At 49.9% G+C, this 16,408-nt stretch carries 17 protein-coding genes and 1 tRNA gene; 5 read left to right on the forward strand and 13 right to left on the reverse strand.

Annotated elements, in window-relative coordinates; translation table 11 throughout:
- The first annotated feature begins 248 nt into the window (after positions 1 to 248).
- The 3 genes from rpoD to BLS62_RS23510 all read left to right on the forward strand — a co-directional run bounded on the left by rpoD (position 249) and on the right by BLS62_RS23510 (position 5,634).
- A complete protein-coding gene (rpoD, locus tag BLS62_RS23500; RefSeq protein ID WP_093187003.1) occupies positions 249 to 2,366 on the forward strand; it encodes an RNA polymerase sigma factor RpoD in 2,118 nt (705 codons plus the stop codon).
- Positions 2,367 to 2,929: 563 nt separating this feature from the next.
- Positions 2,930 to 5,257 carry a KAP family P-loop NTPase fold protein gene (locus BLS62_RS23505; protein WP_093187006.1) on the forward strand — a complete coding sequence of 776 codons (2,328 nt, stop codon included), beginning with the start codon at positions 2,930 to 2,932 and terminating at the stop codon, positions 5,255 to 5,257.
- A 116-nt stretch (positions 5,258 to 5,373) separates the two neighbouring features.
- The gene (locus BLS62_RS23510; RefSeq protein WP_093187009.1) at positions 5,374 to 5,634 is read left to right on the forward strand and encodes a hypothetical protein; all 261 of its coding nucleotides are present in this window, start codon (positions 5,374 to 5,376) and stop codon (positions 5,632 to 5,634) included.
- 86 nt (positions 5,635 to 5,720) lie between these two features.
- Here BLS62_RS23510 and BLS62_RS23515 read toward each other — a convergent pair whose 3' ends face one another.
- The 3 genes from BLS62_RS23515 to BLS62_RS23525 form a co-directional block, all read right to left on the reverse strand.
- Positions 5,721 to 7,160 carry an MFS transporter gene (locus BLS62_RS23515; protein WP_208991059.1) on the reverse strand — a complete coding sequence of 480 codons (1,440 nt, stop codon included), beginning with the start codon at positions 7,158 to 7,160 and terminating at the stop codon, positions 5,721 to 5,723.
- Positions 7,161 to 7,618: 458 nt separating this feature from the next.
- Positions 7,619 to 8,374 (reverse strand): SIMPL domain-containing protein, encoded by a 756-nt coding sequence (locus tag BLS62_RS23520; protein WP_093187015.1) that lies wholly within the window; start codon positions 8,372 to 8,374, stop codon positions 7,619 to 7,621.
- 158 nt (positions 8,375 to 8,532) lie between these two features.
- A complete protein-coding gene (locus BLS62_RS23525) occupies positions 8,533 to 9,591 on the reverse strand; it encodes an AI-2E family transporter (protein WP_093187018.1) in 1,059 nt (352 codons plus the stop codon).
- A gap of 208 nt (positions 9,592 to 9,799) precedes the next feature.
- Between BLS62_RS23525 and BLS62_RS23530 the strand changes: the two genes are divergently transcribed.
- A tRNA-Ile gene (locus BLS62_RS23530) sits at positions 9,800 to 9,876 on the forward strand.
- A gap of 75 nt (positions 9,877 to 9,951) precedes the next feature.
- On the opposite strand, the gene BLS62_RS23535 is transcribed toward BLS62_RS23530, so the two are convergent.
- The 9 genes from BLS62_RS23535 to BLS62_RS23575 all read right to left on the reverse strand — a co-directional run bounded on the left by BLS62_RS23535 (position 9,952) and on the right by BLS62_RS23575 (position 15,153).
- Positions 9,952 to 11,034 carry a tyrosine-type recombinase/integrase gene (locus BLS62_RS23535; protein WP_208991060.1) on the reverse strand — a complete coding sequence of 361 codons (1,083 nt, stop codon included), beginning with the start codon at positions 11,032 to 11,034 and terminating at the stop codon, positions 9,952 to 9,954.
- 185 nt (positions 11,035 to 11,219) lie between these two features.
- Positions 11,220 to 11,423: a hypothetical protein gene (locus BLS62_RS23540; protein ID WP_093181786.1), complete on the reverse strand. Its 204-nt coding sequence runs from the start codon at positions 11,421 to 11,423 to the stop codon at positions 11,220 to 11,222.
- Complete coding sequence (locus tag BLS62_RS23545; protein WP_093187020.1) at positions 11,420 to 11,848, reverse strand: DUF7694 domain-containing protein; 429 nt, start codon at positions 11,846 to 11,848, stop codon at positions 11,420 to 11,422. Before BLS62_RS23545 ends, BLS62_RS23540 begins: the two co-directional genes overlap by 4 nt.
- Entirely contained in the window at positions 11,848 to 12,123 is a 276-nt protein-coding gene (locus tag BLS62_RS23550) for a hypothetical protein (RefSeq protein WP_093187022.1), read from the reverse strand. The genes BLS62_RS23545 and BLS62_RS23550 overlap by 1 nt, the downstream gene beginning before the upstream one ends.
- 114 nt (positions 12,124 to 12,237) lie before the next feature.
- Entirely contained in the window at positions 12,238 to 12,726 is a 489-nt protein-coding gene (locus BLS62_RS23555; RefSeq protein WP_093187024.1) for a hypothetical protein, read from the reverse strand.
- A complete protein-coding gene (locus BLS62_RS23560) occupies positions 12,723 to 14,279 on the reverse strand; it encodes a DNA cytosine methyltransferase (protein WP_244283610.1) in 1,557 nt (518 codons plus the stop codon). The genes BLS62_RS23555 and BLS62_RS23560 overlap by 4 nt, the downstream gene beginning before the upstream one ends.
- 14 nt (positions 14,280 to 14,293) lie before the next feature.
- Positions 14,294 to 14,515: a hypothetical protein gene (locus tag BLS62_RS23565; protein ID WP_093181780.1), complete on the reverse strand. Its 222-nt coding sequence runs from the start codon at positions 14,513 to 14,515 to the stop codon at positions 14,294 to 14,296.
- An 11-nt stretch (positions 14,516 to 14,526) separates the two neighbouring features.
- Positions 14,527 to 14,868 (reverse strand): ASCH domain-containing protein, encoded by a 342-nt coding sequence (locus BLS62_RS23570; protein ID WP_093189502.1) that lies wholly within the window; start codon positions 14,866 to 14,868, stop codon positions 14,527 to 14,529.
- 9 nt (positions 14,869 to 14,877) lie between these two features.
- Positions 14,878 to 15,153, reverse strand: a complete 276-nt coding sequence (locus BLS62_RS23575; RefSeq protein ID WP_093181777.1) for a hypothetical protein — start codon at positions 15,151 to 15,153, stop codon at positions 14,878 to 14,880.
- A gap of 245 nt (positions 15,154 to 15,398) precedes the next feature.
- Here BLS62_RS23575 and BLS62_RS23580 point away from each other — a divergent pair, with 245 nt between their 5' ends.
- Positions 15,399 to 15,737 carry a helix-turn-helix domain-containing protein gene (locus tag BLS62_RS23580; RefSeq protein ID WP_143521563.1) on the forward strand — a complete coding sequence of 113 codons (339 nt, stop codon included), beginning with the start codon at positions 15,399 to 15,401 and terminating at the stop codon, positions 15,735 to 15,737.
- A 290-nt stretch (positions 15,738 to 16,027) separates the two neighbouring features.
- Here BLS62_RS23580 and BLS62_RS23585 read toward each other — a convergent pair whose 3' ends face one another.
- The gene (locus tag BLS62_RS23585) at positions 16,028 to 16,327 is read right to left on the reverse strand and encodes a hypothetical protein (protein WP_159436542.1); all 300 of its coding nucleotides are present in this window, start codon (positions 16,325 to 16,327) and stop codon (positions 16,028 to 16,030) included.
- Between the last annotated feature and the right edge of the window lie 81 nt (positions 16,328 to 16,408).

A 16,408-nucleotide genomic window follows, 5' to 3' on the forward strand; every position in this document is an offset into this window, starting at 1 on the left:
GCCTGGAATGTGCCGGATACGGCCTAAAACGGTAGGGATACCGGTGTGTAGTCCTGCCCGAATGAATTTGGGTTGTCATTTCCGTGAAAACATTTTGGTGCCAAGGTTAAGTCAGGTTTAAGGGACTTTGCGTTAAACCCCAAAGTCAAATGTGATTCAAATGCCGCCTGTGTGGTCTAAGCACAGGGGTGAGTGATGGCGTAACGCGATAGTTCGCTGGTGCACGACCAGCGACTTTGGAGCAGAATATGGCGACGAAGGCGACACAAGCTGAAGATACGCAGGAACCGGCAAGCGCAGAAGGACAAGATGGTCCTCTCTTGGATTTGTCGGTCGCCGCCGTCAAAAAAATGATCAAGACCGCCAAGAAGCGCGGTTACATCACTTATGACGAATTGAATGAAGTTCTTCCACCTGACCAGGTCAGCTCCGAGCAGATTGAAGACACCATGTCGCTTCTTTCTGAAATGGGCATCAACGTTGTTGAGGCGGAAGAATCGGAAGAAAATAAAGAGGAAGAAGAAGCACCCGCAGCCGTTGATGGCGGCGATTTGGTGGTTGCTTCCTCGACTGCTGTTACAAAAACAACCACGACGCGCGAACCTACAGACCGTACCGATGATCCGGTCCGTATGTATCTGCGCGAAATGGGGACTGTTGAGCTGTTGTCTCGCGAAGGCGAGATTGCCATTGCAAAGCGTATTGAGGCTGGCCGCGAAGCCATGATCTCTGGCCTTTGCGAAAGCCCTTTGACCTTCCAGGCGATTATCATCTGGGGTGAAGAGCTGGCTGAAGGCAAAGTTCTGCTGCGTGACATCATTGACCTTGATGCAACCTATGCCGGCCCTGACGGGAAAAATGGTCCATCCGATGATGACCTTTCTGAGCAGGAAACAGCTGGTGAGGGTGAAGTTCCTGAGGCTCAGCGCCTTAAGGAAAAAGAAGAAGCTCGCAAGCGCAAGGAAGAAGAAGCCCGCAAAGGCAATGGCGCGGCGGCTCCTGCTGCTGCTCCTGCCGCTCCGGGCGAGGCAGTTGCTGGCGCGCCGGGCGAAGCTCCTGCTGAGAACGCAGATGATGATGACGACGAATACGAGGTGAACGTTTCTCTTTCCGTTATGGAAGCAGAACTGAAGCCTGTTGTTGTTGAAATCTTTGACAAGATTGCAGAGGATTACAAGAAGCTGCGCAAGCTTCAGGATCAGCTCGTTGAAAACAAGCTGGCCAGCAAGACCCTCTCTCCGTCTCAGGAGCGCCGCTACAAAAAACTCAAAGACGACATCATTGTTGAAGTGAAGAGCCTGCACCTTAATACAAACCGTATTGAGACACTGGTTCAACAGCTTTACAGCATCAACAAAATGCTGATGGGTTACGAAGGTCGCCTACTGCGTCTTGCAGACAGCAACGGTGTGAACCGTGGTGACTTCATCAAGCATTATCAGGGTAGCGAGCTTGACCCGAACTGGATCCGCAAGGTGGCAAACCTTTCTGGCCGTGGCTGGAAGAAGTTTGTAACCAACGATGGCGACATGATCCGTGAACTGCGTCAGGAAATTCAGACACTCGCGAGCGAGACCGGTCTGGAAATTACTGAATTCCGTGGACTTGTTTCCATGGTGCAGAAGGGCGAGCGCGAAGCACGTATTGCTAAGAAGGAAATGGTGGAAGCGAACCTACGTCTCGTTATCTCCATTGCCAAGAAGTACACCAACCGTGGCCTGCAGTTCCTGGATCTTATTCAGGAAGGCAACATTGGCCTCATGAAGGCGGTAGACAAGTTCGAATACCGCCGTGGTTATAAATTCTCCACCTATGCGACCTGGTGGATTCGTCAGGCGATCACAAGGTCCATCGCGGATCAGGCACGTACCATCCGTATTCCGGTACACATGATCGAGACGATCAACAAGATCGTTAGGACCTCTCGTCAGATGCTTCACGAGATTGGCCGTGAGCCAACCCCGGAAGAGCTCTCTGAAAAGCTGCAGATGCCGCTGGAGAAGGTTCGTAAGGTACTGAAGATCGCTAAGGAGCCTATCTCCCTTGAAACACCGATTGGTGACGAGGAAGATTCGCATCTGGGTGACTTCATTGAGGATAAAAACGCCATCCTGCCGATTGATGCGGCTATTCAGGCGAACCTTCGTGAGACCACCACACGCGTTCTGGCATCGCTTACACCGCGTGAAGAGCGTGTTCTGCGTATGCGTTTCGGTATTGGCATGAACACCGATCACACCCTGGAAGAGGTTGGTCAGCAGTTCTCCGTTACTCGTGAGCGTATTCGTCAGATTGAAGCGAAAGCGCTGCGTAAGCTGAAGCACCCATCCAGATCCCGCAAGCTGCGGTCATTCCTGGACAGCTAAGCTGCTGCACTAATTTGAGAATTAAAAAGCCGGTCTCTGTAAGGAGGCTGGCTTTTTTGTGTTTTTGGCTTGCACCCTTCTATCGGCATCCCGCATCAAGCGTGGGAAGACGGTTGAGGGGCCCTGCTTCCTGTTCTGCTTCATATTGGAACAAACATCGAACACGGGTGCTGTGCGGGTGAGATGCCTCATAGGTCCCGGCTCAAAGGCCGGGATGACACCGTGTGTGTTGCATTACCTAGCCTCACCGGTGTCATCCCGGGCGAAGCAACGCGCAGACCCGGGACCCAGAGCCAAGAGTAACGGTACTGGTGCTCGTAGCCCTAGATCCCGCATCAAGTGCGGGAAGACGGCTGATAGGGGGAGCGATATGCATTGCCGCTCCCCCTATCAGCGGCATGTGGGGGGATGTGCCATGCATACTCCGCTGTCACCTGCCAGAGGGACTTGCTGGATGAGGGGGATAGCAACGACAAGCGGCAAGCTCCGCATTGTCTTCGTTGTCATACATGCATAGGTTGTGACTATTGTTTTAAACGATTTCGAAGTGCGCAGGGCAGGCAATGGTGGATGTAGTTGAGTTTGATCGGGTAGCGTTTGAAGGCTGGCTGGAAAAACAGTCAAATGATGTTGTTTCTCTCATCGGCATCAGGATGGCACTTCGAACGATGTTACGATTGCGGCCGGCAGAACTGGCGGAGAAGAATGCAGAGGCATTATTCTGGAAGTGCCATCAACTTATGATTTCGGCCCAACTGGTTCTTCTTGGGAAACTCAATCGAGAAGACCCTGCTTTTCAGAACGCTTATGATGAAATCTCAGGAGATGTATCTCTTCCTTTCGTTCACAAATTAGAGCACGCAGAATCTATTGGGTTGGCAGTAAGTTGCATCGAACATTCAGTTGAAGCTGTTGTTTCCGATGAGGTAACTGATATTTTTCGAGCAGTACAAAAAATACTTGAGTTACTGTTCCAATTTCCGGATGGGTCAGCTGTTTTTACAAATGCTCTAACTGCAGATTTTGAAGTTTTTTCGCAGGGTGACCATAGCTTAACTCAGCAAATTGATTTGCCACTTTTACCAGCTGGTAAGCTGGGGCGAGACGCTTTGGCAGTTGAGTTCGAATTGGATGCAATAGCCAGTCAAGGATCATCCTATGAACGGTGGAGTGCGTGGTACAAGCAAGTTTTGGAGGGCCAGAAAACTTCCTGGAAAGAGGAACAGAAACTCTGCGACATAGTTCGTGTTCAGTATGAAAAAGAGGGTAGGTTTGATGTTAAACAGGCATTCATTCAGGTTTACTTAAAAACGGCTACACTACTGGACGATGATAAACCAACCTCTATCGATCGCCTAAATCGTAAGTCCTTCACCTCCGTGCTTGCGTTGCATTGGGATAAGCTTTTTCGCAGGGAGCAGGTTGGTGATAATAGCAGTGAAGAACAGGGAGGGCAGTCCCAAGGCTATGCAACGCTTCTTCATGCTCCTTGGGGCAAAGGTAAAACTAGCTTATGGAATTTTCTGAAAGAAGATTTGAAGCGCGGAGAGCTTTCCTACGCGGTTGATGGGACGTTCGAAAAAACCCAGAAGTGGGTGACCGTTGAATTTAATGCTTGGGATCATGAGCATCGCGAAAAGCCGTGGTGGCCTTTTCTTCAGTGTGTCTATTCCGAACTTTCAGAAGGCTATTCGGCTCAATGGAAGATGCTGAAAGATCTTAATATTTGGGACATTTGGGTCGGCTGGAAGATAAGGTATCCATGGTTCCCAGTCCTGTTTGTTTTATTCTCTGGGATAGCCTTAGCGGGCTATTATTGGGCATTTTTTGAGTTGTCAGCACAGAATTTTGGTTCTTATTTGGGCAGCATTCAAGCATTGTTACTCTCTGCTGGAGCACTCTATTTACTCGGGCGCGGCATCGCTTTTGGAACGAAGAAGATCGCCGATTTTCATGATGACCTCTCCAATAGCCAGATGGCCCATTTGGGTGAACTCTTCCGGAGTATTACTCACCCGAGAGAACAACCCATCTGCATTTTTATTGATGATCTTGATCGCTGTAATGCTGAGTATGTGGTGCAGTTTTTGGAAGGTATTCAGACGCATTTTCGGGCATCCAATGTTTTCTATGTGGTGGCGGCGGACCGGAAATGGCTGCGTTCTGCGTTTGAGCAGCATTATTCGGGTTTCAAAGCTGATCTTTCCAATAAGGGAGAGCATCCGCTAGGGCTTTTGTTTTTGGAGAAGATTTTTCAGCTCTCGGTAGGCGTACCTGATGCGTCCGATGCGGCGCTTGATGCCTATTGGAAGCATTTGCTGGACGATAAGTCTGATGGAAAAATATCTGCAGAAAGTCGTGAAGGCACAGAACCCACTGAAACTGCCGCACATGGAAACTACAATGAGGAAGGTACTAGTTTCAACAAAAAGGGCACTGATGCGCTCTCCAATCAAAGAAGGCAAACTGCTGAAGTTGTCGAACAAGTCGCTTCGGGGCGTGCTGACAAGGAAGCTAAACATTTGCTCAGTCAGCTGAGTGCTGTGCTGCCAAACAACCCGCGTAGTTTGAAGCGAATGATTAATCTTTATTCCATCTATCTCGTCAGTCGCAGCATTGTTGGGGCCGATCAGCCCAGTTTGCCAGAACTAACAATGGCGCGATGGATCATTTTTGAGCAGCGTTTTTTGGAACTATCGGAAGCCTTGTTGGAGGAACCTGCACGCGTTGTGGAGTTGGTTGGTGAGAAAGCACCGCCGGAGGATGGTGAGACAGATATTATCAGGCGCTATAGTCGAGATGGAGAGGTCAAAAACGTTCTTGGCTACGGCAAAAACATTGAGGGTCAGGTTATTCTAAGCCACATCAATCTCCTGAAGAAGTTCGGCTGAACAGAAAGATGCCGCTGGTGGTTCTGTTAAAACTCCCGCTCAATCCGAGGGAAACCTGAAAGGGTATTTTGCTGGTTTTCTGCAATATTGGGTTCCAAACTTAACGGAGTGAACCGATGGAAACGGATGATATTCGCAGGGAGTTGGAGGGTATTAAGGCATCGATACGTCGTAAGCCGGGCCGTGGTTGGGTGATTGCAGCTTCCATCCTTTCCACTCTGCTGGTCCTAGTTCTAATCGCTGGGGTTATGATGTTTATGATGATGAACCATATGCGGAGTATGGATTGGCGCGGTTATGTTCCTGACCGGCTTTTAGATCAGCCCTTTAAGCAGCCTCCACCGCCGCCACCTCCGGGGCAACCTCTTCCGCGATGATGAGGGGCTTGAGCCGGTGCACCAGCACGTGCCTTTGCTTTATGGAGGTTCTCCTGGTCGCGGAGGACTTGCATTCGTAACACATGCTATTTCATCGTCGGCATTTTGAAGGCGGCAAGGGAGGCGATTGCTGCGATCCCTGCCATGATGAGGAAGATTATTGGGCCAGTGGTTGATGCTGCTTCCAATGTGATGAGCTCTTTTGCTCCCGGCACGGAAAAACCTGTAAGCCCGGCCAGCAATCCAGCTAAGGCTGCCCCAATGGCGATGCCTGCTGACTGGAGCGGGCCGATGAAGCCTGAGGCTCTGTCTCGTTCTTCGTTCGTTTCCGCGTAGATCATTGCTTTTTTCAGGAACTGGCTGCTTATGCCAAACCCAGCGCCGTTGAACACAGCTGACAGCAGAAAGACCCACATCGAATAATTGTAGAGTGACAGAGCACCCAGCATGGCGCCCGAAATGATGCAGAGCGAGCCGATGCGGATGAGCCACTTCTGGCTGTTCTTGTTTTGCTCACGGGCTACAATCCACGCGAGGGTCGTCCACGTAAACGCGGTGATAGCCATCGCATAAGAGGCCTGTGTGACGGTGAGGCCCCAAATCGTTTGCCCCATCGCTGTGCCATAGACCACGCGTGCGGCGCTGGAGATGGACTGCAAAAACATGACCCACATACCAAGACCCAATACGCCTTTGAGAGCGAAAGCCCCACGCGGAATGAACGGGTTTGTGGTGTGCCTGTCCCATCGCACTGCAATTGTCAGCAGGATTATTCCAGCAAACAAGCACAAGGTGATTGCGAGTGTGCTGCGTAGCTCTCCCACAACTGCGATGAGAAAAACAGCAACGGCCAGCAAGCCGAGGCGTGGGAAAGCGCTCATTTTGCTCGATGCGCTGGATGCACTCTCATTGGTTCGCTTGGTAGAGGGAATAACAGTGACGGCCAGCGCCAACAGCAACAGGGACAATGGAAGGTTTGCGTAAAACACAGCGCGCCATGACCAACTCTGAGTCAGGACACCGGCTGCCATAGGGCCAATTCCGGCAGATACCGCCCAGACGCCGGACAGAAGCGCAAAGACGGAGGAGACTGCGTTTTCCGGGTACAGATCTGAAATGAGGGTATAGCAGAGAGAGACGATCATGCCTTCGCCCAGACCCTGAAGCATTCGGCCAAGCAGCAGTTCCTCCAGGCTGTCGGCATTGCCCGCTACAAAAGAGCCTAAAAGGAAGGAGAGCGCTGCGATGATAAAAAGCGGGCGCGCACCAAACTTCGCCTTGAGAGAGCCGGTGACAGTACCCGCCAATATGGAACCGATCTGAAACAGGCTGAGAACCCAGAAGGCGCGTTGTTGGCCGCCGAGATCTCGAATGATTTCTGGCATGATGGCGGAGGAGAGGAACGAGTTCATACTTGCCGACCCAACACCCAATATCATGATGAGGGAGGCAAGCCAGCGACCGTCCATTGTTAAATTTTTGAGCGGCGATACTGCCGGAGAAGGTGTTGGTGTCGATAATGTCACGAGTATCACCTATTTAGAAATATATATCTTTCTTAATTTGTGGAATTTAATAAGTAAAGTATTATCTTATTAAATTACTCATTTGCGCGTATTCCATAAATTGGCCCCGCATAAATTAGCGGATTGTTCCTTTTGTTTCGAGAGCTTAGCCTTTGAGCATCACGAGGAGGTCCTTTTTTCAGTAAATGCTAATGCTGCTTGAATGGTGTTGTTTGACGTAAACAGGTTGGCGGACCTTTGCGTTTACGCATGCACCTTTGTTGAGCTGAAAATTGGGTAGGGTTAGAGAGGACCGTTGGAATATGTGCTAACGACGTTTTGCAGTGTTGCGTGTTTTACCAGCGGGTGTGGGGCTTACACTATGAAGCGGACTGGTGAATGCGTTTAGTACTTGCCTACGGGCATAAAAGAAAACCCCGCTCGGGGCGGGGTTTTGTAAGTTTGGTTGGAGGCTTGTGTTACTGCACCAGCTCATATGTTATTGTTACGGATGACGAGAGGGTTTCTTGACCTGCTGCGATTGGGGGGGCGCTATCCATTTTCGCAGATCTCTGCATCATCATTTCCGGGTATGGGCTTGGGTTGTAACCTGCCTCGGAAATACTCAAAACTTTGCCTAGGCTCACACCTGCAGCATTTGCGTAGATTTCGGCCTTTGCCCTTGCGTCTTTGACAGCGTCTTCGCGGGCTTCATCAATATATTTTTCTGGCTCAGACACACCAAACTGGACCTGGCCAACATCGTTGGAGCCGTTCTGCACAAGCATATCCAATGTTGCACCAATCTTTGTGATGTCTTGCAGGTTGATACGGAGCCCGTTTCGTACGCGATACCCAACAATCTGCGGTGCTCTGCGCTCACCATTCTTAACGCGTATGTTGTCGTAAACAGGTGAGATATTGAAGCCAGTGGTTTGGATGTTTTTCTTGGCGATACCTGCACTTTCAACATCGTCCAGAATACCGCGCATGGTGATGGAATTCTGCTGGAGTGCTGATTTGGCATCATCACCCTGTGTGATGACACTGGAAACAAGCGTAGCCATATCTGGTGCGACGTTGACAGACCCTGATCCTGAAATTGTGATTTTGCCAGCAAGTGCTTCTGCCTTGGCATTAACACCGCTTGAAACAACAAGAGCGGCGGCGACAAGTCCGGCAATGGCCAGAGCGCTCATGCTTGGAAGACGCAATTTCTTCTGTTCGGTCTGCATAAAATTCTCCATAGTCAAAGTTGTTTTGGCTGTCACTGGATCTGTGATTTAGCAGTTCTATACTGCCTCTTGTGATCAACCGAATATCCTAGTTTGCAATTTAGGGTTACAATTGCGGCGGCTCTCGGGCGTGATCGTGTCAATTCACGGATTTGATCTTAGCGATCCAAATTTATCGGCTCGCCGACGTTGCCATCTCCTGAAAGCAAGATCGCAATTGGGCGAGAAGAGGGGAACTGTGCGCAGATAATGATGGCGAGCACCACAAGCGGCACGCACAGTACCATTCCGATGACGCCCCATAATGCGCCCCAAAAACTCAAGGAGATCATAATAACCAAGGGTGAAATGTTTAGTTGTGTGCCCATCAAGCGCGGCTCTATTAGATTGCCGAGGACGAACTGGACAGCGCCGAGGCCAAGAGTGATTGCAATGAACGGGGAAAGGCTATCGAAATATACGAGGGAAAGCAGGCTGGGGAAGATGACTGCGATAAGAGACCCAATTGTGGGAATGTAATTGAGCAGGAAGGCAATGAACCCAAACAAAGCTGCGTACGGCAAACCAGCCCAGGTTGTAATGCCGTAGGTGAGCAGTCCGGTGAGAACACTCACGCCGGTTTTTATGCCCATGTAGTGACGCATGCGGCGCCCGATCTCTTCGCGAATGGCAAATGCGAGTTGTGCACGGTCTGAATCTTCAAAAAGAGCGGCCAGTTTCCTATCAAATGTCGCAGCTTCGAAAATCATAAAGAGCACATAGATGAAGACGAGGGAGCCGGACCCTGCCAAACTGGTGAGAACCGAGGCCCCCGTACTCAGGGCGGCACTTAGAGAGAAATTGGGTAGAATATCCGAGAGCTGAAGTGGTTTTTCCATATGCAGCTGTTCTGCAAATTTGAGGAGGATCTCATCCAGCCGTCCCTGATATGTCGGTGCATCGAACGCCAGCTGTTGCAGGTTGACTGACACGATGTTGAACAGAATGCCAATCACATAGAAGATAACAATAAGGGCCATGATGATGGTGAGCGGCTTTGGCAGGTACGTGCCGATAACCGGTAGATGGCGAAGGGCGGAGGACATTGAGTTGATGATGTACCAAAGCACCAATGCGATTATCAGGGGGATGATCAGCGAACGCCCTATAAAGAGTAACCAGCCAATGATGACAAGAAGAAAGAGTGAGGCGGTGAACTTGATAAGGGGCTGACGCATGGCGTACTCCAGAGAATCTGGCCGTTGAGAGCGGTGTATGTGCCCGCATCCTCGCTTAGTATCAGGTATTTATAAAGCTTTGTGATGCCAGCATCGTTGATATGGCGGGGAAAAGGCACATCTCCAAGTTTCAACAGGAACTGTGCAAAGCTTAGCTTTAATCAATTTACTAGTTACCACATGTTGGTGTAGAACCTGTCGTTGGTAAGGGCCTGTAGCTCAACTGGTTAGAGCCGTCCGCTCATAACGGATTGGTTGGGGGTTCAAGTCCCTCCGGGCCTACCACTTCTCTATATTTATATATAAGAAACAATTAGTTGCCCCGAAAGGGTCCCACGAAAAATAAGTGCGTGGGACACTTTACCATTCCATGCCACGCAGATTGTCCATAGCAGCGCGGGCGAGATTCCATCTCTCGACACCTTCTGTGTAGATTTCAGATGTCTTAGCTTCTGAATGTCCATGGATAGTCATGATCTGGTATTGGGTGCAGCCTTCTTGTGCTAGGAGGTGTCCTGTTGCTTTGCGGATACCATGCGAGCTACGGTTTGCTAATCCAGCTACATCGCACCACTTTTTGAAACGATTACGAAGGCTTTCTGGTGAAGCAAATGGTTGTCCGTGCTCTGTTAGAAGATAGGTTTTGCCTTGGATCTTGGCTGCTCTTGTCGCCTGCAGTAGTGGGGGGAGCATTGGGATCTCTACATATGCCGAGCCCTTCTTGCGTGGTTGCCAGCCTAATCCAAGGATTCCAGATCTTTCAAATTCAAGCTCTCTTCCAAGCCAGATTGCATCGGAGATGCGGCACGCTGTGAACATAAAAAGAGTTAAACAGAGGTGTGCTGTTGTGCCGGGTGGATGTACCTGCCTGTATTTCTTCAAGTCATCAATTGTCCAAGGTGTTGCGCCTTTGGAATTCCTATTTAGCTTGCCGACCCCTACTGCTGGGTTGGACGTGCAATGACCTACCGATCCTCCCCATGTAAACATCGAGCGTAAAGCTTTGGTCATGTTGTCTGCCGCGCCCGGTGTTGCTCTCATACCATCGCGGATTTGGACAACTGCCGTTTGAGGCATATTGAGATCGTAATCTCCATAGTCACTATGAAGGCGGCTTAAGAGGTTTTCGCGTTGTTTCAATGTGGCCTGAGAGTACACGCCTTCCTTAACGTCTTGTCCAAGATTTTCAAGATAGCAGTAAATTAGCCAGCTCACAGAGCCTTTTAGGGCGCGATCTTCTAATTTCATCTCTGGCTTTATTTCAATGCCGCGCCTTGCAGCAAGGTAGTTTTCTTGGAAAGATTGATCTCCTGGGGCTACGTGTAGGACAATTCTTTTTGTTTTTTGTCTCTCAACTCTGACGCGCCACCTAGTGTTCCCTGAGGGTAGAACCTCTCGTATTAGACCGGGGTATTTGATCTTCATGCTGATTGCCTTGGCCACGGTTTAGGTGCTCCATTTTGAGGGGAGGCTTTCCCGGCGTCAACTTTGGAGAAGACCAGCCTTGTTTCGGAGCCGGTTATGACGCACTCGTGTAATGTTAGGCCGCAAGCTTTTGCTGCCTTTATTACTCGGGTCATCTCAGCTTGTGTAATGCTTGGCTTGCGGGCCATAACATCTCTCCGGACTTAAGTCGAAATTGCGATTAGGAGCTTTTCAAGCAGGTTTGATGTGCGATCACGCAGGGCATCCGGCATGTGCTCATTGACCTGCTTTGCCAGGCCACTGGGGGCATTAACTGCTATGGCGCTGAGTACCTCTGCCAAAGCTTCGGGTTTGGAGGTTAAACTGATGCCGATGTGAATGGGGTTGACCTCTGTTTCCAATCTCATGGTGTGCTCCTGTTTCTTCCGTGAAGAGTGAAGGGCAGAGGAGCTGTTACGATCCAGAGGTGGTACATATTTGCTCCGTCAACGATCTCTTCCTTGGGTGGATAAACCTCTACAGCGGTGGCTTCTGGTCCGGCGAGTTCATCCTTGATGCGTTGCATTTCAGGCCAAGATGGGCGGATTCCTGAGAGGGACGTTATTGCAAGATGACGAACACCAGTTGCGAGGGTTCGGTCGAGTACGCTGAAGACGTTGTTTATGTGAGCCTGAGCAAAATCTGCTGCCCAGCTGCGGCCTATTGAGCCCTTTTGGAATTGGATAAGCTCCCACGCTCCCCACCTTCCAACCTTTCGATTGGTTCTCTCGTGCTTCAGGACTTGCTTTTGCTCATTTCTGGAAAGGCCGGATGCGAATAAGGCATTTGTCATTATGAAGCGTCCCTTACTGCACTGGATTGGTAAGCCAGCACAATTGCGGCGGCATCCCATGCAAGGTTGATTTGCTCAGTGTTTGAAAGGTCTTCAAAAGCTTGCTCAGGGCTTGAGCGAATGAGTTGCCAGTACACTCTTGCAGCGGGTTTTAGAGCCTTTGGATCTAGCTCTTCAATGTCCAGCGACCCTTTGCCATTACAGCGTTCGCAGGAGCTAATAGATAAACCCCAGTGGTCTGTTGTGCCGTATCCGTTACAGGAGATGCATTTCATTTTTTGCTCTCCTGCTGCAAAGAACGTCCATAGAGAACTGGCTGATTACCAAACAAGCAGATTTGCCACATCCTCATAAGGTTCACACAGCAGATCAGCGGCAAGAAGACTGGGTTATAGGGCATTGCTTACCTCACGTGGTCTGGTGCGGCATGATGTGGGTTGAGAGAGGTTATTTTCCCTGCAGTGATCCTTGATTGCGCCTCGAACACATGGTTCTGAGTATTGCGTGTGGATTGCAATTGTGGGCACGGACCAGCCAAGCTTGCCTGCCAGTTCATAAAAGAGCTGCTTGCGCGCTGATATTGCTGCCGGGATGTTGCAGTGTGTTCTGAAGATTGCATCGAGCGATGTATCGTTTTGCACCTTGACCTTAAGTACAATGTCTTGTGCTTCCAGCGGCATATCAAAAAACACAGGGCACATTGCTCTCTGCTTTTCCTCCTGTTTAGGAGCGGGGAAAGCAGAGGGCAGACCTTTGGACGCAGAATAGAGTGCAGCGACATAACGCGTGGAAACACCGTAAATCTGAGCGGTCCGGTTGAGGCTCATGCCGTGGCGAACACGTGCTAAAATGGCTTGGTCAGTGGCAATCATAGTCATGCTGCGACCTCATGAGAAATGAGTTCAGGAAGATTGGCTTCGACAATTGCTTTGGCGACTGGTGGGCAAACGCTGTTGCCACATTTTGCTGTCTGCTCTGTTTTCGGAAAAGGCTTGCCGTTGTAGTCAAAGCTGATGCGGTAATCCTCTGGAAAACCTTGCGCTCTATAGAGTTCTGCCGGTGTGAGCATGCGCATGCCAATGTCTGTTATGATGTAAGGCTCACCGCCGACATCAACGCACACCAATCCGTGGCGGTCTCTGGTGGTCACGGTCCCAAGCGGCGTATCAGCAACTTGTCCAATACTGGAGCCATAGTAAGAGGTCAGGAATGCCCTCACTTCACCTGCATGGTTTCCACCAGCGGTAAGTGTCGGCATTGGCTCTGTAACTGTTTGTCCATGCCTACAGGTACCGCGCATTTTAATCAGGTGGCTGGTGACGAGGGTTTGCTGTGTTGCCCTTGCTGTGATTGTAGAAAGTGGCGCATCCGCTGCCCGTCCCACGACATCAAAATTGTGCTGAGCTAAAAAGGCAGCAACAAGCGCGTGACGATTTTCTGTCGTCACGGTGTGCACAGGTTCATTCAATAGGTGCCCGCGAACTTCTCCCACTTTTTTTGGTCCGTAGTACTTGTGCAGATACGGTGCAACAAGTGCTCTGCACCCGCCTTTTTCAGTCTTAATCGTGCTGAATGGCTTCGTAAGTGGCTCAAGGCTCCCACTATGGCTCATATTGAGAATGAACGGCTCAGGCGTATCCATCACAAATTTTTTGATACCCGCAGCGATGCGGCTCATTGTGTTATCAACCAGTGGGCGTTTGCGCTCAAAAATTGAGGGACAAGGAAGAGACCAGTCAATGCAATCCGCTGCCGTTTTCCATGGCAGAAGCTCGCCGGCTAAAACAGCCTCACTCTTTGGATCCCCATGAGTTGCATCAGGCCAGCGAATAGCTTTGCGATCGCGCCGGGCGACCATAAACAGGCGTTTGCGGATGGTTGGAGCGCCGTAATCACAAGCCTTTAGTTCACGGAATTCCGTTTTGTAGCCAAGCTTACCAAGAGCAGCTTTCCATACATCAAAATCTTCCCATCCTTTAAATTCAGGCACATTTTCAAGGATGATGATGCGGGGTCGCTTAGACCCTAACTTCTGGCTAAAATTCACCACGGACCAGGCTAGCATCCGAACCGAACTGGAGGTTGGTTTCCCACCCCGCGCTCGTGAGAAATGCCTGCAATCTGGAGAAGCCCACAGCAAACCTACTGGGCGTCCATTCGTGTAGGCCATGAGATCAACTTCCCACACACTTTCCGGCAAATGGATGGTGTCCGGGTGGTTCTGTGCGTGCATTGCGAGGGCTTTCACACAATGGTTGATCGCTATATCTGGAGAATGCCTCAAAGCCATCTCAATACCTGTTGAGGCTCCGCCGCCGCCCGCAAAGGCGTCAATGATGAGCTCTTGCCCTCGTGTGGGGATCTGATCGAGCGGCATATTCATGTGATCGAATAGCGGTGCTTTGGGCACACTGATGGTTTGAACTGACATTGCAATACCCTGAGTTAGCGGCTGGAAGTTTGATCAAAAGAGGCGATCTGGGAGGTGACAAAACTTGAAGGAATGCTCTGCTGTTTGGCTTGGATTACCGCATCATCGAGAGCGGGTGCCAAATGGAGAAGGCCGATACCTAAAGCAACCAGAACCGCCAGTTTTATGCTCTCGCTAAAGAGGAACAGAGGCACGTTGCAGCGATCACTAAATACGTCGTTATCAATGCTATTCATGGGTCAGTTCCTCAGGGTAGAAACTCAAACTCAATGCGGTTTACGGACTGTGTAGGGTCAACACGGTAGTGCTGCATCAGCATGTGCACGAAGTTGTCGGGGCTCATGTCTGGGAAGCCTTCACGTGCGCAATCTTCTTGGGTGATTGCGTTCAAAGGCTCACCGCGTACACTCAGAATTTTGATCTGGCAGAGGAGCTTGATCTTCTCGCCTTTGCGCAGCCCCATGGTTTTTTCAACGGCGTTGACCACCTCTCCAGCTTTCAGGAAGTTCCAACCGAAGCGACGGGTTACCGTCTTGGTCTGCTCTCGCATTTGCTGGGTGGTCATGGAGAAGGACATGTTGCGTGGCATCATGCGCTCCTAAGTACGGCCCATTTTCTGCAGGAGCTTTGTGAGACCTACTTGCGCGTCATCAAGGGTCTCGCGCAGGGCGTAGATGCGGTTTGCAATGGGTGCGGCTTTATCGGGTGAGAGCTTGATCATTTCGCGCAAGTCATCGCGGGCAAAGCAGAGTTCTGAATGTGTTTCGGAGGAGATAACAAGAGCCTCCTCACCAATCGCCGTTGTAGATTTTACAACGCGAAGAGGGCAAAGCTTATGAGGTGTGGGAAATGAGATGATGTGGGCGCTAGGCATCGAGAAAACTCCAGTTGGAATATGCCCTTACAATATGGAGTATTATCCATATGTAAATTATAAACTGGAGTATCATCCATATGTCAAAATATGACATATGGATATTAAGGGGGGTGGGAAGTGCTGTTGTGAGCGATATTTATATGCAGCCTGCGAACTTGATATGTTAAATGGGCGCGATGGAATGTTGTTGCCGGGAGCGTCGGGCGAAGGTTTCGCTTGTGGCTGATGCTCTACTTGAAGGTATGCTTGAGGTTCGAAAACTAAGTGGCGCAAGTAGTTTTGGTGAGGTGGTTGTTCTGCTTGCAGTGGCTGCTGAATTGCGCTCCGATAATCTGCCTACGGTTGCTTCAGTGAGTGAGCTTACTTCCATATCCACTTTTACTGTGCAGCGAAGTTTGGATAAATTTGTGGCGGCAGGTTTGCTCGAAAGGGGGCTGACGCCTCGCGGGTATGTCTATGAGCTCACGGAGCTGGTGCTGGGAGGAGGGGGTGATGCAAGCGCTGATTGTGACTTAGATGCATGTATCAATCAGCTTGTGGAAAAAATGGGGATGGCAATAACAAAAATGGCAAAACTTTAAGGGCGTTTCTTCATTTTGGGGAGGTTTTACTCCTAATTTTCCTGACGTATTGGCGGTTTTCTTAGGATTTTCAGCACTGTGTGGTTGCTTTGGTGCTCAAATTGGGAAGGTGGTCAATTTGATTTGGAATTCAAATCATGTGAATTTACGCAAGGGTAATTTTAGGGGTGTCGCTATGTGTAGGTGTGATGATCTGGAATTCGCAAGGCTACTTCAAGGGCTAACAAGAGGTGAGAAGCAGGCTTTTTTGGAAGTGATTAAGTTGATTTCCAGAAAAGGTATTGAGCGCCCTAAGTCTTCGAAAAGCCTTTGAGTATTTTCAAGGCATATCTTTTTTCTTCTTCGTTAAGCTTAGAAAATTCATCAATCAGCTGCGTTGTTAACTCGTCGCTTGTGGGGCCGTAATAGAGCGAAGCAAGACTGACGCCTAAGTGCTCCGCTAAGTCTGAAAACGCCTCAATTGAAGGGGTGTTTAGCTTTAGAAGTTTAGTGACGTAATCTTCGCTCTTGCCGATGGATAGCGAAACTCGGCGGGCGTTTGTGCCGCGCTCTTTCATGATATTGTTAAGGTTTTCTCGCCAATTCTGCATGGGTGGAAATTAATCCATTAGTTTATAAGTGTCTACGGGATTATAATATGTTTACAAATAGGGAGTATACTCCTTATTTTA

The sequence above is a fragment of the Pseudovibrio sp. Tun.PSC04-5.I4 genome (assembly GCF_900104145.1).
Taxonomy (GTDB): Bacteria; Pseudomonadota; Alphaproteobacteria; order Rhizobiales; family Stappiaceae; genus Pseudovibrio.

Excerpts from the sequence above, each read along its gene's own strand:
- BLS62_RS23570 (WP_093189502.1), bottom strand. The coding sequence starts at position 14,868 with ATGCCACGCAACATGTCCTTCTCCATGACCACCCAGCAAATGCGAGAG.
- BLS62_RS23505 (WP_093187006.1), top strand. The coding sequence starts at position 2,930 with ATGGTGGATGTAGTTGAGTTTGATCGGGTAGCGTTTGAAGGCTGGCTG.
- rpoD (WP_093187003.1), top strand. The coding sequence starts at position 249 with ATGGCGACGAAGGCGACACAAGCTGAAGATACGCAGGAACCGGCAAGC.
- BLS62_RS23555 (WP_093187024.1), bottom strand. The coding sequence starts at position 12,726 with ATGACTATGATTGCCACTGACCAAGCCATTTTAGCACGTGTTCGCCAC.
- BLS62_RS23510 (WP_093187009.1), top strand. The coding sequence starts at position 5,374 with ATGGAAACGGATGATATTCGCAGGGAGTTGGAGGGTATTAAGGCATCG.
- BLS62_RS23545 (WP_093187020.1), bottom strand. The coding sequence starts at position 11,848 with ATGACAAATGCCTTATTCGCATCCGGCCTTTCCAGAAATGAGCAAAAG.
- BLS62_RS23580 (WP_143521563.1), top strand. The coding sequence starts at position 15,399 with ATGCTTGAGGTTCGAAAACTAAGTGGCGCAAGTAGTTTTGGTGAGGTG.
- BLS62_RS23540 (WP_093181786.1), bottom strand. The coding sequence starts at position 11,423 with ATGAGATTGGAAACAGAGGTCAACCCCATTCACATCGGCATCAGTTTA.
- BLS62_RS23565 (WP_093181780.1), bottom strand. The coding sequence starts at position 14,515 with ATGAATAGCATTGATAACGACGTATTTAGTGATCGCTGCAACGTGCCT.
- BLS62_RS23585 (WP_159436542.1), bottom strand. The coding sequence starts at position 16,327 with ATGCAGAATTGGCGAGAAAACCTTAACAATATCATGAAAGAGCGCGGC.
- BLS62_RS23520 (WP_093187015.1), bottom strand. The coding sequence starts at position 8,374 with ATGCAGACCGAACAGAAGAAATTGCGTCTTCCAAGCATGAGCGCTCTG.
- BLS62_RS23525 (WP_093187018.1), bottom strand. The coding sequence starts at position 9,591 with ATGCGTCAGCCCCTTATCAAGTTCACCGCCTCACTCTTTCTTCTTGTC.
- BLS62_RS23560 (WP_244283610.1), bottom strand. The coding sequence starts at position 14,279 with ATGTCAGTTCAAACCATCAGTGTGCCCAAAGCACCGCTATTCGATCAC.
- BLS62_RS23575 (WP_093181777.1), bottom strand. The coding sequence starts at position 15,153 with ATGCCTAGCGCCCACATCATCTCATTTCCCACACCTCATAAGCTTTGC.
- BLS62_RS23550 (WP_093187022.1), bottom strand. The coding sequence starts at position 12,123 with ATGAAATGCATCTCCTGTAACGGATACGGCACAACAGACCACTGGGGT.